This is a genomic window from Rhodoglobus sp. G.S.23, assembly GCF_056675935.1.
On record NZ_CM155237.1, the window covers coordinates 923,612 to 938,467 of the forward strand.

13 protein-coding genes are annotated in these 14,856 nt (G+C 60.3%); 4 read left to right on the top strand and 9 right to left on the bottom strand.

Going from position 1 to position 14,856, the window contains the following annotated elements; translation table 11 throughout:
* Window positions 1-4 precede the first annotated feature (4 nt).
* The 3 genes from AC1ENN_RS04420 to AC1ENN_RS04430 are packed head-to-tail and all read right to left on the bottom strand — an operon-like array spanning window position 5 to window position 3,460.
* Window positions 5-1,366, bottom strand: a complete 1,362-nt coding sequence (locus tag AC1ENN_RS04420; protein WP_480406762.1) for an aldehyde dehydrogenase family protein — start codon at window positions 1,364-1,366, stop codon at window positions 5-7.
* Window positions 1,363-2,112, bottom strand: a complete 750-nt coding sequence (locus tag AC1ENN_RS04425; RefSeq protein WP_449648587.1) for a gamma-glutamyl-gamma-aminobutyrate hydrolase family protein — start codon at window positions 2,110-2,112, stop codon at window positions 1,363-1,365. Before AC1ENN_RS04425 ends, AC1ENN_RS04420 begins: the two co-directional genes overlap by 4 nt.
* Window positions 2,093-3,460, bottom strand: coding sequence for a glutamine synthetase family protein (locus AC1ENN_RS04430; protein WP_449648586.1), 1,368 nt, complete (start codon window positions 3,458-3,460; stop codon window positions 2,093-2,095). The genes AC1ENN_RS04425 and AC1ENN_RS04430 overlap by 20 nt, the downstream gene beginning before the upstream one ends.
* Window positions 3,461-3,678: 218 nt before the next feature.
* On the opposite strand from AC1ENN_RS04430, the gene AC1ENN_RS04435 reads away from it, so the two are divergent.
* Together AC1ENN_RS04435 and AC1ENN_RS04440 are read left to right on the top strand one after the other, a co-directional pair.
* Complete coding sequence (locus AC1ENN_RS04435; protein WP_449648585.1) at window positions 3,679-5,223, top strand: amino acid permease; 1,545 nt, start codon at window positions 3,679-3,681, stop codon at window positions 5,221-5,223.
* A gap of 116 nt (window positions 5,224-5,339) precedes the next feature.
* Entirely contained in the window at window positions 5,340-6,200 is an 861-nt protein-coding gene (locus AC1ENN_RS04440; protein ID WP_449648584.1) for a sulfurtransferase, read from the top strand.
* Window positions 6,201-6,293: 93 nt separating this feature from the next.
* Here AC1ENN_RS04440 and AC1ENN_RS04445 read toward each other — a convergent pair whose 3' ends face one another.
* Entirely contained in the window at window positions 6,294-7,790 is a 1,497-nt protein-coding gene (locus tag AC1ENN_RS04445) for an APC family permease (RefSeq protein WP_449648583.1), read from the bottom strand.
* A 143-nt stretch (window positions 7,791-7,933) separates the two neighbouring features.
* Between AC1ENN_RS04445 and AC1ENN_RS04450 the strand changes: the two genes are divergently transcribed.
* Window positions 7,934-8,743 carry an acetoacetate decarboxylase family protein gene (locus AC1ENN_RS04450; protein WP_449648582.1) on the top strand — a complete coding sequence of 270 codons (810 nt, stop codon included), beginning with the start codon at window positions 7,934-7,936 and terminating at the stop codon, window positions 8,741-8,743.
* A 91-nt stretch (window positions 8,744-8,834) separates the two neighbouring features.
* Here the strand turns inward: AC1ENN_RS04450 and AC1ENN_RS04455 are convergent, their stop codons facing one another.
* Together AC1ENN_RS04455 and AC1ENN_RS04460 are read right to left on the bottom strand one after the other, a co-directional pair.
* Window positions 8,835-9,419: a dienelactone hydrolase family protein gene (locus tag AC1ENN_RS04455; protein WP_449648581.1), complete on the bottom strand. Its 585-nt coding sequence runs from the start codon at window positions 9,417-9,419 to the stop codon at window positions 8,835-8,837.
* A 74-nt stretch (window positions 9,420-9,493) separates the two neighbouring features.
* On the bottom strand, window positions 9,494-10,840 hold the full coding sequence (locus AC1ENN_RS04460; protein WP_480406763.1) for a glutamine synthetase family protein: 1,347 nt from the start codon (window positions 10,838-10,840) through the stop codon (window positions 9,494-9,496).
* A gap of 110 nt (window positions 10,841-10,950) precedes the next feature.
* Here AC1ENN_RS04460 and AC1ENN_RS04465 point away from each other — a divergent pair, with 110 nt between their 5' ends.
* Window positions 10,951-11,658, top strand: coding sequence for a type 1 glutamine amidotransferase (locus AC1ENN_RS04465; protein WP_480406764.1), 708 nt, complete (start codon window positions 10,951-10,953; stop codon window positions 11,656-11,658).
* Window positions 11,659-11,683: 25 nt separating this feature from the next.
* Here the strand turns inward: AC1ENN_RS04465 and AC1ENN_RS04470 are convergent, their stop codons facing one another.
* From AC1ENN_RS04470 to AC1ENN_RS04480, 3 genes are all read right to left on the bottom strand, one after another.
* Window positions 11,684-12,031, bottom strand: a complete 348-nt coding sequence (locus AC1ENN_RS04470) for a cupin domain-containing protein (protein ID WP_480391926.1) — start codon at window positions 12,029-12,031, stop codon at window positions 11,684-11,686.
* A 66-nt stretch (window positions 12,032-12,097) separates the two neighbouring features.
* Window positions 12,098-13,468 (bottom strand): pyridoxal phosphate-dependent decarboxylase family protein, encoded by a 1,371-nt coding sequence (locus tag AC1ENN_RS04475; protein WP_449648577.1) that lies wholly within the window; start codon window positions 13,466-13,468, stop codon window positions 12,098-12,100.
* Between the two features lie 21 nt (window positions 13,469-13,489).
* Entirely contained in the window at window positions 13,490-14,734 is a 1,245-nt protein-coding gene (locus AC1ENN_RS04480; RefSeq protein ID WP_449648576.1) for a cytochrome P450, read from the bottom strand.
* Window positions 14,735-14,856 lie beyond the last annotated feature (122 nt).

A 14,856-nucleotide genomic window follows, 5' to 3' on the forward strand; every position in this document is an offset into this window, starting at 1 on the left:
TTTGTCAGTCGACGGCGATGAAAACATTTTTGGTTTCGGTGAAGTTCAGTGGTGCATCGGGGCCGAGTTCGCGGCCGAGGCCGGATTGCTTGAAGCCGCCAAACGGAGTCGAATAACGTACTGACGAGTGCGAGTTGACCGACAGGTTGCCGGCTTCGACGCCGCGAGACACCCGGATGGCTCGGCTGACATCCCTCGTCCAGATAGAACCAGAGAGCCCATATTCAGAATCGTTGGCCAATTGGAGTGCATCGTTTTCGTCGTCGAACGGCAGCACCGTCACGACGGGCCCGAAGATCTCGTCGGTGACACAGCGGTCCTGGCGCGATTCAGGGGTGAGTACGGTGGGCGCGAACCAGTAGCCTGGCCCGTCCGGGGCGTTTCCGCGGAACGCGACGGGCGCATCCGCGGGCACATACGACTGCACCGAAGCCAAGTGTTTGGCTGAAACCAGCGGACCCATCTCGGTCGCTTCGTCATTGGGGTCGCCAACGCGCACGCCGGCAACGGCAGGCTCAAGAAGTTCCATGAAACGGTCGTAAGCACTGCGTTCGACGAGGATGCGGCTGCGGGCGCAGCAATCCTGGCCAGCATTTTCGAAAACTCCGTAGGGTGCTGCAGCGGCTGCCTTCTCCAGGTCGGCATCCGCGAACACGATATTGGCGCTCTTTCCGCCGAGCTCGAGCGTGACCCGTTTCACTTGGTCCGCGCATCCGGCCATAATCTGTTTGCCCACAGCGGTCGACCCGGTGAAAACGATTTTGCGCACGGTGGGGTTGGTGACGAAGCGCTCGCCGACGACGGAACCCTTGCCGGGTAGAACCTGGAACAGTCCCTCGGGAAGGCCGGCTTCGAGAGCGAGTTCGCCCAGTCGGATGCTCGTGAGCGGTGTCCACTCGGCAGGCTTCAGTACAACGGCGTTTCCGGCGGCCAGTGCTGGAGCGAATCCCCACGCCGCGATCGTCATGGGAAAGTTCCACGGGGTGATGACTCCAACGACTCCGAGGGGCTCGTGGAAAGTCACGTTGAGGCCGCCAGCGACGGGAATCTGTTGGCCGAACATCCGCTCAGGGGCTGCAGCGTAATAGTTGAGAACGTCGCGCACATGGCCGGCTTCCCAGCGAGCCTGCGAGATCGGATGCCCGGAGTTGCTGACCTCCAGTGCAGCAAGATTTTCGAGGTCGCCGTCTACCGTCTGCGCGAAGCGGCGCAACATCAGCGCCTTGTCGGCGGGCGAGACGCGAGCCCACGCCTTCTGGGCGACGGCGGCACGGGCGATTGCCGCATCCGTCGCTTCGATATCGAGCAGATCGACTGTGCCGATCTCGGCCTCAGTCGCTGGGTTGATGACGGTGTAGGTGCTCACGCGAGAGCCTTTCGGTAGTGACGGGCCGCTTCGACGAGCCCTTCGAACAGTCGGATGTCTTCTGGTGCTGCCTCGGGATGCCATTGAACGGCGACCGCGAAGGTTGCCGACGGCAGTTCGACAGCTTCAATCACGTCGTCGCTCGTGCGTGCCGTGACGACGAGTCCGTCGGCGAGGCGATCGATTGCTTGGTGGTGATAGAGCGGAACAACAAGAGGCTCAGCTTGACCGCCGAGCACTTGGTCGATCTGCGAATTGGCTTCTATCTCGACGGGAAGATGGCTGAAGATGCCGCCACCCACCTGGTAATTTCCGTGGCCAACGACGTCAGGTAGGTGCTGGTGCAGGGTGCCACCGAGGGCGACGTTGAGCACTTGAGCACCACGGCAGATGCCAAGGAACGGCAGGTCGGCATCGAGCGCTTGGCGAACGAGTTCGTCTTCCCACGCGTCGCGGTCGAGTCGAGGTTCGTCGGTGGTCGGGTGCGGTTCTTGGCCATAGCGCGCTGGGTCGAAGTCTTTGCCCCCGGTGATGATGAGTCCGTCAAGCCCTTGAAGCACCCGACGGGCGATTTCTGGGCTCACGGGCTGTGGTGGAAGTAGCACCGCGATGCCGCCAGCGCGAGTGACCGCCTCGAAGTAGGCCTTCGGTAGAAACGCGGCGGGAACATCCCACACACCGGTCTGAGCTTGTTCGAGGTAGGTAGTCAGGCCGATAACGGGCCGATCAGAGACGCTCAAAGCCACGCACCTTTTCCCAATCGGTAACTGCCGAGTCGTAGGCCGCTAGCTCAACGGCGGCGTAGTTGAGGTAGTGGTCGACCACTTCATCGCCAAAGGCTTCCCTGGCGAACGTCGAGGCCGCGAACAGTTCGGTGGCTTCCCGTAGCGAGGACGGCACTCGGGCTACGTCGCTCGTGTACGCATTACCTTCGTAGGCATCGTCGAGTTCGAGCTCATTGTCGATCCCATAGAGCCCTGCTGCGATGAGGGCGCTGACGGCCAAGTACTGGTTCACGTCGCCGCCGGGAACGCGGTTCTCTACTCGCATTCCGTGTCCCTGACCGACGACGCGAAGCGCACAAGTGCGGTTGTCGAGCCCCCAGGCCAGCGCGGTCGGCGCAAAGCTTCCCGGAACATAGCGCTTGTAGGAATTGATGTTCGGGGCAGAGAAGAGAGTGAGTTCGCGCATGACCGCGAGTTGACCGGCGATGAAATGGCGGAACATTTTTGACATGCCATGTTCGGCATCCTTATCGGCAAACACTGCGGTTCCGTCCGTTCCCCGCAGGCTGATGTGGATGTGGCAGCTATTGCCCTCCTTCTCGTTGTACTTCGCCATAAAGGTGAGGCTCTTACCGTGGGCGTCGGCGATTTCTTTCGCGCCGTTCTTGTAGATCGAGTGGTTGTCGCAGGTGTCGAGTGCTGAGGCGTAGCGGAAGCCGATCTCTTGCTGGCCAGGATTGCACTCGCCTTTGACGCCTTCGCAGTACATTCCGGCGCCATCCATACCGTTACGGATGTCGCGGAGCAGCGGTTCCATGCGCGTAGACGCCAGTACGTTGTAGTCAATGTTGTAGTCGGTGGCAGCGGAGAGCTCCCGGTAGCCCTTCTTCCATGCCTCCCGGTAGCTGTCATCGAAGACGATGAATTCGAGCTCTGTAGCGACGAAGGTGTCGAGGCCGCGTTCGGCGAGACGATCAAGCTGGGCTTTGAGAATCTGGCGGGGCGAGGGCGCGACGGGCGATTCGTCGTGCCACTGGAGGTCGGCGGTAACAAGCGCAGTGGCTACGAGCCAGGGAGCACGACGAAGCGTTGCCAGATCTGGCACCATGACCATGTCGCCGTAGCCGCGCGACCAGCTCGACATCGCGTAGCCCTCGACGGTGTTCATGTCGACGTCTACAGCGAGCAAGTAGTTGCAGCACTCAGCACCGTGAGCGGCGGCATCCTCCAGAAAGAGTCGTGCCGACAGTCGCTTGCCCACGAGTCGCCCCTGCATGTCAGTGAATGCCACGAGGACTGTGTCGATCGCGCCGGACGCGACGTCTGCCGACAGTTCATCGAGCGTGAGGTTTCCGGAGTGGGCGGTCATAAACTTCTCCTCATTGAGCGAGTCAAATGGTGCACTTTCCAACCATTAGAACACAGATACCCGAGGGATGTGGTCACAATACTCGCGTCAAACCGGCAAAATTCTCGTGATTATGGGTAGTCAACAACCATTGATCGCCGTATAGTCATCGCAAGGATTCTCACAGAGTTGTGTGCCCGACCCGTCGTTGCACCCAACCAGAGCGCAAAGGAAACAGGATGTCCAAAGACACACTGAACGTCTCCGGGGTGAAATACACCACGGCTGAGGCCGGGTATTTCGAAAAACGCACCCTCAAACGCACCGCCGGAATCTGGGGCCTTTGGGGTCTCGCCGTCGCCGCCGTTATCTCAGGAGACTTCTCCGGTTGGAACTTCGGAATCGGCTTTGCCGGTTTCGGCGGAATGCTGATCGCTTTCGCACTCCTCATCTTCATGTACTACGGAATGATCTTCAGCATCGGTGAGATGGCCTCGGCCATGCCGCATACGGGAGGCGCGTATTCCTTCGCCCGAGCAGCAATGGGACCCTGGGGCGGTTTCGTCACCGGCCTCGCTGAGACAATCGAATACGTCGCAACTACCGCGGTAATCGTCTACTTCTCTGCGGGCTATGTAGATTTCATTACAAGCAATTTGTTGGACTTCTCGCTTCCCACCCCCGTCTGGTGGCTAATCCTCTACGCCGTCTTCATCGGCCTCAACTCCGCGGGTGCGGCGATTTCCTTCAAATTCGCGATCATTGTTGCGGTAATTTCGATCGCTATCCTTCTTGTGTTCTCGGCGATGGCAGCATTCTCCGGCCTTTTCAGCTGGGACAACCTGTTCGACATCGCTCCGGATCCTGGGCAGTCATCGTTCCTGCCGCACGGCGTGATTCCGATCCTGTTCGCGCTTCCCTACGCGATGTGGTTCTTCCTCGGCATTGAGGAACTTCCTCTCGCCGCTGAAGAGGCACACGACCCGGTTCGCGACATTCCCAAGGCTGGTTTGATCGCACGCACAACCCTGATCATCACGGGACTGTTGGTGCTGTTCCTTAACACGGGCATCGTCGGAGCCGACACGATTTCGAGCTCGGGCGAGCCACTGCTCGACGGCTTCCGCGCCATCGTGGGCGACCAGGCCGCTGCAGCTCTAGCCCTGTTTGCACTGATCGGACTACTCGCATCGCTGCAGGGAATCATGTTCGCCTATGGGCGCAACATGTACTCGCTGTCTCGCGCTGGCTACTACCCGAAGTTCCTTTCGCTCACGGGTAAGCGTCAGACTCCCGCGGTCGCCCTGCTCGTAGGCGCGATCATCGGCTACGTGGCGCTCGTGCTTGTTGATTCGCTCGGTGGCGCCGACGGTGTAGCCGGTGCGATCGTTCTGAACATTGCCGTGTGGGGTGCCGTGATCGCTTACGTTCTGCAGATGGTGTCGTTCTTGATCCTGCGCAAGAAGTTCCCGAACGCGAGCCGCCCGTACCGCAGCCCTTGGGGTGTTCCCGGTGCGATCATCGCCGGCGTTCTTTCGTTGGCGATCTTCTTTGGGTTCTTCATCAACGAACCCGCTCGCCCCGCCATCGGTGCAATTGCGGTGGTCTACATCGTGATGCTCGTCATCTTTGCCCTCTACGGTCGCAAGCGTCTCGTGCTTTCGCCTGAGGAGGAGTACGCAATCTCTGGCGGTCTCCACGGCGATCCTCAGAAGGAGGGCTATGGCGGTGCCGTCGAGGAGGAACTCCTCGCCACCGACGGTCGGGACGAACCCCGCATCTAAGGAGTTCTTGTGTTCCCGTCGGCTGCGTTCGTCGCGTCGACGGGAACACAATTTCACCGCAGCGAATGACTGCTCGGAGTGCGATCATGGAACCACCCCAATGATCGGAGCATCGGATGCCTCATCCCCTCATCACCGCGAATGAACTCGCTACGCTGCTCGACGACGCAGCCAGTGGGGGAGCACCCATTCGTGTTCTCGATGTGCGCTGGAGTTTGGGCGGACCAGACGGGCTACCTCTCTATGAGGCGGGTCATATTCCCGGAGCCGTCTATGTCGATCTTGATACCGAACTCGCGCGTCACGGTGAACCTCACGAAGGTCGCCATCCTCTTCCTGCTGTGGCAGATTTCCAGTCAGTCGCGCGACGCTGGGGGATCAACGATGGCGACACCGTTGTTGTGTACGACGACTGGAATAGTCTCGCCGCGGGCCGCGCTTGGTGGCTGCTGCGCTACATGGGTGTCGAGAACGTGCGGGTGCTCGATGGTGCGCTTTCCGCGTGGACGGCGGCCTGGCATCCACTCGCAGCAGGTTTAGCTGACATCAAGAACGCTCAACCCGGCACGGTAACGCTGAGTGCCGGCAACGAACCTGTATTGAGCACGGATGACGCTGCCGCTCTTGCCGAGACTGGTGTGCTGCTTGATGCGCGGGCGGGCGAGCGCTACCGCGGTGAGGTCGAGCCAATCGATCCCCGAGCCGGTCACATCCCGGGAGCGATCAGCGCACCCACCTCGGGCAACCTCAATGATGCTGGTCACTTCCTCGATCCCGAAACGTTGCGCGAGCGCTATGAGGCCCTCGGTGTCAGCCTCGATCGGGCGGTTGGGGTGTATTGCGGCTCTGGAGTTACGGCGGCGCACGATGCTCTGGCGTTAACCGTTGCTGGCTTCCGACCGGCGCTCTTTCCTGGTTCCTGGTCGGCGTGGGCCAACCAGCCCGAGCGACCGGTCGCGACCGGCGCTACCCCGTAACTCGAACCACTGCGTAGCTCGCAACGCCGCACCTGTCCTGTTAACTACGAAGGGCCCCGACACCGCAGTGTCGAGGCCCTTCGTGCGCAGAGGTTAGGAAATAACGTCCTGCAGTAGTTCTTCGTTGAGGTTCTTGCGGGTCAGCGACACGATGTAGCCGATCACGAGAACGATGAATGGGGAGAGCACGAGGAACCAACCGAAGGCGTTGAGTCCGAATGCGGTGACCGTCGGGTCAACACCGGCATTAAGCGTGAGTTCACCGGCAAGGAGGCCGAAGCGCGACATCAGTAGGTACTCGGCGAGCACGAGACCGATGAAGGCCAGGATCGGCGCGATCATCGTGACGAAGATGTTTTCGGTGCCCTTGTTCTGCAGGAAGAAGCGGATGATCGCGATGCAGACGAGCGCTTCAATCAGCACAATCGCTACAACTGCGAGGCCACTGAACCAGAAGAACATGTTGCCGATGGGGTCGAGCTGGAAGACAGCGAAGAGGAACATCACGATTCCGGTGATGATCGACACGATGATGGATGCGCGGCCAGGAGCTCCGCGACCGTTCACGGTTCCGACTGAGCTGGCGATGACGCCACCGCGGCCGAGGGCGAAGAGGTACCGGCTTGCCGCGTTCTGGAAGGCGAGAAGTCCAGCAAACAGGCTCGATAGTACGAGGATGCTCATGAGCGTTGCGAGCCACGGGCCAACATATTGGCTGGCAAGGGTGAACAGTACTGCGGCGGGGTCTTCGAGACCTGCCGAGCGTTCAAGGGTCTCTTCGATAACGTTTGAGGCGCCCATTCCGGTGACAAGTGCGAATGCAGTGAACGCGAAGAGCACCGTGATGAGGCCAACCGCGAGGTACGTAGCGCGGGGTACTGCGCGCTTCGGGTCCTTGCTTTCCTCGCCGTAGATGGCAGTTGCTTCGAATCCGATGAACGATGCGAAGGCGAAGGCGAATGCGATTCCGGCGGAACCGGCAAGGCCACCGGCCAGAATCAGGTCAGGGGAGAAGGATGCTGCCCAGTTGAGCCCTTCTGGGCCACCATCGGCGAGGATCGCGACGGCCGCGATGATGAGCACCGTAAGTTCGGCGAGCATCAGCACACCGAGCAGCTTGGCTCCGATGTCGACTCGCGCCAGTGAGAGCGCGGTAACGACGAGCCAGGCGAGAAGTGTCCAGCCCCACCAGGGGAGCAGCCCGACCTGGCCGGCCATGACGCCGCCGAAGAAGCCGTAGATTGCGAGCTGAATCGTGAGGTAGGCAAGCACCGAAACGAATGATCCTGCGATTCCGGCGTTGCGACCGAGTCCGCGCCCGATGTACGCGAAGAAAGCTCCGGCGTTGGTTACACGCTGGCTCATCGCGGCATAGCCGACGCTGAACAAGAGAAGGATGATTCCCGCGAATAGGTAAGCACCGGGGGCTGCTGCTCCGTTGCCAAGAACGATGGCGACGGGTACCGCGCCAGTCATTCCGACGAGCGGTGCGGCTGCTGCCACAACAAAGAAGACAATTCCGATTACGCCGAGTCGCCCTTTGCGCAGGGTCCGATCGGGGCTTTCCTGGGATTTCTGGTCAAGCGCCATGGTGAAACTCCTCGTTGAGTTCTCAATCAATGTCGTCCGTATCCGAACGAGTTGGGTACAACAATGGCGAAGACAGGGTGTCTTAGTCAAGCTATTTAGGAAATTCATTCGGATACGAACCGTTTTGGGCTACACTCTGGCGCATGACCGAACTCAAAGGATTCCTTCCCCCGCTCACCCCGCAAGGGTCAAGTTCGCTCGTGCCGAAGATGCCCTGGTACTACTCGGGAACGCTACTCACTGTCGAGTATTTGACCGATCCAGCAAACGTGCGCGCGATTCTTCCTGACGATATTGACCTTGCCCCTGAGCAGCCTGGCGCCGTTGCCATCGTCTGGGCTGACTGGCAATCGTGCAGCACTGGCGGCCTCGAGCTGCTAGACCCCGTGCGCGCCCAGTATCTCGAAGCGTTCATGGTTGTGCGTTGCTCGCACAAGGGCATCGTGTACAGCCGCTGCGTCGCCATTTGGGTGAACAAAGACTTCGCCATCGGCCGTGGTTGGTTCCAGGGTTACCCCAAGAAGCTCGGCAACATCGCGGTCACGCGGGTGTTCAATGCCGGCAAGGCAACGCCAAAGCTCGAGAACGGCGGCCAATTCGGTGCCTCCATCGCGGCCTACGATCACCGCCTCGCGTCCGCGGTTGTTACGCTGCGCGAGCCTGCCGAGAGCAATGGTTTTGTCAACGGGCACAAGATGCTGCACAGCCGGTTCATGCCATCCATTAGCAAGGATGCCGGCATGTCGCTCGACCAGCTCATCACCATGGGTGGCACTGATGTTGAGATCGGCGAAACCTGGAAGGGCGATGCGGAACTTCACTTGGGTGACTCGCAGTGGGATGAACTGCACTCGATTCTGCCCGTCGAAGAGATTCTCGGCGGCTACTATCGCGAGATCGGTGTCACGTTCAATGGTGGCGAACTCGTAGAGGACCGCTCACAGGCGATCTAAGTTTCTTTAGTACCAAGAGAAGCCCCGCCGACCTGCTCGGCGGGGCTTCGTGCGTTATTGAGCCCGGGACCAGAAAAATGAACGCTACGCGCTAGGCCGGAGGCGACGCGCAGAACGGCAGCACACGGGACCACAGCAGTTCAGTGGATTCTGCGTCAAACTCTGCTGGCAGGGAGCTGTCGGTAAACAAGTGGCCGGCACCCGGATAGTCGAACACCTCGACTGGCGCTCCCGCAGCGCGCACCAATTGCGTGACCGCGTCTATCTCGGCCTGGCTGCGAAAAGGATCATCGAGCGCGTAGTGAATTTGAGCGGGAACCCCGGCGGGCCAGGCGTCGACGCCGAGCATCGACAGATCTAACGCACCCGAGAACATCAGAACTCCAGCCACATTTCGCTGGGTCGCTACGTACTCCGCCATGCCGCCACCGTTGGAGAACCCTGCTGTGATGAAACCATCAGGCAGGTGCTCGACGGCCTGCGCGGCGAGACTCATGAGCGCTGGGTAACCAATGGCTTCGGCGAACTCGCTCGCTTCGTCATACGAGTCGAAGGTGCGGCCATCGTACTGATCGACAGCGGTGACGTTGTGACCCTCGGCTCGCAGCCGCTCGGCCGCATCATCAAAGCCAGGGCGTGCGCCAAGAACGGAGTGAAACAACGCGATATTTGTCATGAAAGCAGTGTGCCTGCGACGACTGACACTCTGTCAAGAGGCGGGCGTCGCAGACACACATTCGCGCTAGCGATTTAGTAGTCGGCGAAGTACTCGTCGATCTCCCATTGGCTTACGTCGCGGGTGTTGTTGTCGGCGACTGAGTCTTCGTAGCGGCGCACTTCGTCACGCTTAAGCACGCTGAAGACATCGATGATTGTGCTGCCCATTGCGCTTCGCATAACGGTGTCGTCGTCTAAGGCGTCGAGAGCGGCCTTGAGCGACATCGGCAGGATGGGGGCGGAGTTGTCTTCGTACGCCCATCCTGCGACCGGCGCTGGGGCTGTGAGGCTCCGTGTGATGCCGTCAAGGCCGGCGGCCAGAACGGAGGCGATGAGCAGGTACGGGTTTGCGGCAGCATCCCCGAGTCGCATTTCGAGTCGGGTGCCGGCGCCGCGCTCGGGCGGAACTCGCAGCATTGCGCTGCGGTTATCGTGGCCCCAGTTGGCGCGGTACGGAGCGAGCGTGTCTGGTCCAAGTCGCTTGTAGGCGTTTACCGTGGGGTTCGAGAGCGCTGCGATTGCTCCGGCGTTTTCGAGGATGCCAGCAATCATGTGGTTGGCGACCTCCGAGAGGCCTTGCCCGCCATCCGACATGATGTTGTTTCCCTGTTCGTCGACGACCGAGAAGTGAAGGTGGAATCCACTTCCACCTTCGTCGTCCCACGGCTTGCCAACGAAGAGAGCGTGCTTGCCAGTGTGAGCGACGATGTCGCGGACTGCCATTTTGAAGAGGAAGGTTCGGTCGGCGGCATCCAGAGCTTCGGAATGCCAAAGATTGATCTCGTACTGCGAGGGACTGAATTCGTGGTTGCCGGCGAAGACACCGATATCCATACCGTCGAGCATGCGCATGAGATGGAGAAACTGTCCGCCTGGGTCGACGCTTTCGCCCGTCGTGTAGACGCGACCGGTGCGGCTGAGGCTGCGGCTCCAGCCGTTCTCTTCGTCGTAGTTCGCGATATAGAACTCAAGCTCTGGGCCGAGGGTGGGGGTGAGGCCGATGGCCTTGTATTGGGCGATCACACTCTGCAGAACGGATCGGGGCGCAACCTCGCTGACACTGTGGTCGGGGTTGAACGCGTCACCGACCACCATCGCGACACCAGGCTCCCACGGCATCATCGTCAGCGTATTTGGGTCGATCTGGGTGAGAAGGTCGGGAAGACCGGATGTCATGATGTCGTTGCCATCGAGCACATCGCCGCCCGTGGTTGTGACCCAGACTCCTTGGCAAAACAGCGGTGACTTGCTGTGGTGCAGTTGGCTGACGAGGAGATCTTTTGAGCGGGTAATTCCGAGCACGTCCGGGAAAATCAGGCGCAGAACATCGATCCCTTTTGCCTGCAAGTCTGCTTGAAGCGCTGCTATGTCGAGAGTCATTCTTCCTCCGAAAAATAAATCGTTCGGCACTGAACGATTAGTGAGATACTAAGCCACATAGCGGTGTGGCTGTCCACTCATCGCGAGAAATTTACCTGAAAGGTACACAGATGAGAGCTCTCTTGGTGCAACACGATCACGTCACCGCCAGCGGCCCAGTCGGCGATCGACTGCGGGAACGCGGCTTTGAGATTGACGAAATCATGGTTGTCACCGAGGAGAATTTCGATAACCCCAATGTGGATTTCGAATTTCCGGATGTGTCGCAATACGACCTTGTGATTCCCATGGGTGCGCCGTGGGGGGCGTGGGATGACACCTGCATCGGCCGATGGTTGGCTCCGGAACTTGACTGGGTGCGTGCGACTATCGAGGCGGACATCCCGGTGCTCGGAATTTGCTTTGGAGGCCAGCTCATTGCTCGCGCCCTCGGCGGCACCGTAGCGCGGGGCGAAAAGGCTGAGATCGGCTGGACGGCGATTCACAGTGACGACACCTCGCTTGTATCGAATGGCCCGTGGTTTCAGTTTCACTATGACCAGTGGACGATGCCCGCCGGCGCCGTCGAAATTGCCCGCAACCCGGTTGCGCCTCAAGCATTCACCTACGGCCGAAGTCTTGCCGTGCAGTTTCATCCCGAGCTCAACGCCGCAATTCTCGAGGGCTGGCTCGATCAGGGCGGTATCGACGAAGTGGTCGCCGACGGGCAGAACCCTGCGGCCATGATCGCGCAAACGCGCGCGGAAGAAGTGGTCGCGGGGGAGCGCACTGCTGCACTCGTTGATGCCTTCCTCGACCGCGTAGCCAAGCTCGGCTAACAGCACGATCGCGACAAAAGAGTCTTCAGGATTCTGACGGTTGAGCTTTGACCACGGTGAGGAGAAACACAGAATCTTCGAGCGCGTCCACGGCATGAATCGCGGTCGGGATCGGCAGGAGATCACCTGGCGTGCCCTCCCACGACTCGTCGGCGGTGCGCAGCGTGATGTGGCCAAGGAGAACTTGCAACGTAGCTTCTCCGGGGCTGGAGTGGTCGGAGAGGCCCTCACCGGCGCGAAGGGCCATTAGGGTCTGTCGGAGCTGGGCATCGCGTCCACCGCAGATGGTCACGGCGCTGCGCCCATTATTCGACGCGACAGCACTCGCCAATTCCGTCGCTGCCATCTCAGTCAAAGAAACCGTTGTCTTCATTTCGTGACGCCCTTCCTGCTCGGGTCGCCGCACTGCGCCCTAGGGTAAAGCTACCGCAGGGCCGCCTCAGCGCAGCGTTTCGAGGGCCGCCATCACTGTGACGGTCTCGGTGTCAGGGTTCACGAAAGCAAGCCGCAACACGCTTTGGCCGCGCCAGGAGGTCGGCACGCACAGGATGACGCCGTCGTGCGCAGACTGTTTAGACCACTCGGAATACTGCTCAGCGGTCCAGCCAGTGCGCACAAAAAGCAGCACCGAGAGTTCGGGTTCGCGCACGATTTCGAGGTAGTCGGTCGCCTCAATCGCACGGGCGACTTCGCGCGCCGTCGTCACCGAGCTTTCGATGGCATCTCGATACTTGTCGGTGCCGTGGGTGGCGAGGCTGAACCACAGCGGCAGCCCGCGCACGCGACGCGAGAGGTGCAGGGCGAGCTCGCTTGGGTTCCACTCATTGCGGTCGATCGCATCCAGATAGCTGGCGTGCTGGGAGTGTACGGCGCGCGCTAGCTCAGGCTGGCGATACACGAGGGCACAACAGTCATAGGGCGCAAAGAGCCACTTGTGGGGGTCGACGATAAAGCTATCTGCCCGTTCAATTCCGTCGAAGAGATGGCGGATGCTCGGGGCTGCGAGCCCTGCACCGCCATAGGCGCCGTCGACGTGCATCCACACACCGAACTCTTCGCACACTTCGGCGATGTCGGCAAGGTCGTCGACGAGGCCTTCGTTGGTTGTTCCAGCGGATGCCACGACAGCAAAGACGTTGGGTGACTGTTCGAGAACGGCCCGCAGGGCTGCCCCGGTCATGTGCCCTCGCTCGTCAATGGGGACATCGACGACGTCGACGTCGAGCGCTTTCGCGGCGGAGTTGATCGATGAGTGAGCGTTCGTGGTGCAGGCAAGTTGCCAACCGCCGGCCGGGCGTCCGCCGCGACGAGTCTTGGCCGTTTCGCGCGCGGTCATGAGCGCGGAGAGGTTGCCGGAGGTGCCACCAGAGACGAACGTGCCGCCGGCGGTGTCTGGCCAGTCGAGCAGGCTGATGATCCACTCAAGGGCTTGATTTTCGGCAAAGATTGCGCCAGCACCGGACTCCCAGAGGCCGCCAAAAATATTGGCGGCACTCGTGACGAGGTCGAAGGCGACTGCAGCTCGGGTGGGAGCGGCAGCAATGTAGGCGAGGTTGAGCGGGTCATCTTGAGCGCGGGTTGCTGGCTCAAGAATTTCGTCAAAAATGCGCAGTGCTTCTGCGCCACCAATGCCTTCCGGGCGGATCGCGTCGCCGACCGCTGCCGCCAACTCGGCCGCAGGCCGTGCTGTCGATAGTGGGTCGGTTTCGCGAACCATTCGCTTGGCGGTCCAGTCGAGGGCGAGCTGTACTACTTCAGTCTCGTCGCCCCATACTGCGTGTGGTCTGCCTTGTGGCCGAACTTCACTCATGTGACTACCTCGCTCATGGGCCTACTTTGCTAGTTCGACGCTTACCGGGAGTCGTTTGATTCCGTTGACGAAATTGCTGCGCAGACGGTCAGGTTCACTGAGCTTCGTCATTCCGGAGATCCGGGGCAACAGGTTCTCGAACATGATACGGATCTCTAGCCGTGCAAGAGAGTTTCCGAGACACATGTGCGGGCCTCCGCGACCGAATGCCATGTGCTCGTTGGGGTTACGGGTGACATCCATCTTGTATGGGTTTTCGAACACTTCGGGGTCACGGTTGCCTGCAGCGAACCACGTGACGACCTTCTGGCCTTCTTTGATGGCCTGGCCGTTGATCTCGGTGTCTTTCGTCGCAGTGCGACGGAAGTGGTAGACCGGGCTGGCCATGCGCAGGAATTCTTCAACAGCCCAGGGGATCAGCTCGGGCTTTTCCTGCAGGAGAGCCATCTGGTCAGGGTTGTCCATGAGGTAGTTCATGGAGTGAGTGATCGTGTGGCGCGTGGTTTCATTGCCGGCGACGACGAGCAGCAGGAAGTAGCTGTTGAAGTCGCGCTCGCTGAGTTCCTTGCCGTCCATTGGCGTCTGATTGACGAGGCGCGAGACGAGGTCGGTGCCGTCTTTGCCGCGGCGTTCGTTGGCAAGAGCGTTGCCGTATTCGAACACTTCGAGGGCGGCGGGGGAGCGGAACGGCAAGAGCCGGTACTGCTCGCTCTCAGCGGAGCTCGCGAGAACATCGGCGTGTTCCGGATCGTCGTTGCCGATCATCCGGTTGCCCCAGTCAATGAGCTTGTAGATATCGGTGTCTGGCACGTCAAGCATTTTGGCGAGCACACGGATGGGGAAGTCGGCCGCGACCTGGTCAACGAATTCGAATTCTTTGTTCGCGAATGCCGCATCGAGAGTGCTGGCGGTGAGACCACGGAGGAAGGTCTCGTAGCCCGCAACCGCCCGAGGGGTGAACTCGCCCTGCATGAGACGACGCAGCGCACGATGACGAACGCCATCGGTTTCGAGCATCGATTTGCGTGCTTCGATTTGGTCAGCGTCGAGTTCTTCGAGGTTGACGGTTCCGCGTTCGCTCGAGAACGTCTCGGTGTCTCGCAACACGGAGACGATGTCGTGGTACCGAGTGAGCGACCAGAAGCCGTGGTTGGGCGCCGGTTCTTCCGACCAGTGCACGGGTGCCTCTGCTCGAAGCTTGTCGAATACGTTCCAGGGTGTGCCGTTCTCGAACAGATCTAGGTCTGCCAGGGTGACGTTCGCCATTGAAGTCAACTCAATCCTCCGTGGGTTGTTTGGATACAAACAATATGCCACATCGTCACGATTCTGCGAGCGATGCGGACAAAAACTTTCTGAACGCCGGGGGTTGGATAGAGTAACGACAG

Coding starts and splice junctions, on each gene's coding strand:
- AC1ENN_RS04455 (WP_449648581.1), bottom strand. CDS start 9,419: ATGACAAATATCGCGTTGTTTCACTCCGTTCTTGGCGCACGCCCTGGC.
- AC1ENN_RS04465 (WP_480406764.1), top strand. CDS start 10,951: ATGAGAGCTCTCTTGGTGCAACACGATCACGTCACCGCCAGCGGCCCA.
- AC1ENN_RS04480 (WP_449648576.1), bottom strand. CDS start 14,734: ATGGCGAACGTCACCCTGGCAGACCTAGATCTGTTCGAGAACGGCACA.
- AC1ENN_RS04470 (WP_480391926.1), bottom strand. CDS start 12,031: ATGAAGACAACGGTTTCTTTGACTGAGATGGCAGCGACGGAATTGGCG.
- AC1ENN_RS04440 (WP_449648584.1), top strand. CDS start 5,340: ATGCCTCATCCCCTCATCACCGCGAATGAACTCGCTACGCTGCTCGAC.
- AC1ENN_RS04460 (WP_480406763.1), bottom strand. CDS start 10,840: ATGACTCTCGACATAGCAGCGCTTCAAGCAGACTTGCAGGCAAAAGGG.
- AC1ENN_RS04435 (WP_449648585.1), top strand. CDS start 3,679: ATGTCCAAAGACACACTGAACGTCTCCGGGGTGAAATACACCACGGCT.
- AC1ENN_RS04445 (WP_449648583.1), bottom strand. CDS start 7,790: ATGGCGCTTGACCAGAAATCCCAGGAAAGCCCCGATCGGACCCTGCGC.
- AC1ENN_RS04430 (WP_449648586.1), bottom strand. CDS start 3,460: ATGACCGCCCACTCCGGAAACCTCACGCTCGATGAACTGTCGGCAGAC.
- AC1ENN_RS04475 (WP_449648577.1), bottom strand. CDS start 13,468: ATGAGTGAAGTTCGGCCACAAGGCAGACCACACGCAGTATGGGGCGAC.
- AC1ENN_RS04450 (WP_449648582.1), top strand. CDS start 7,934: ATGACCGAACTCAAAGGATTCCTTCCCCCGCTCACCCCGCAAGGGTCA.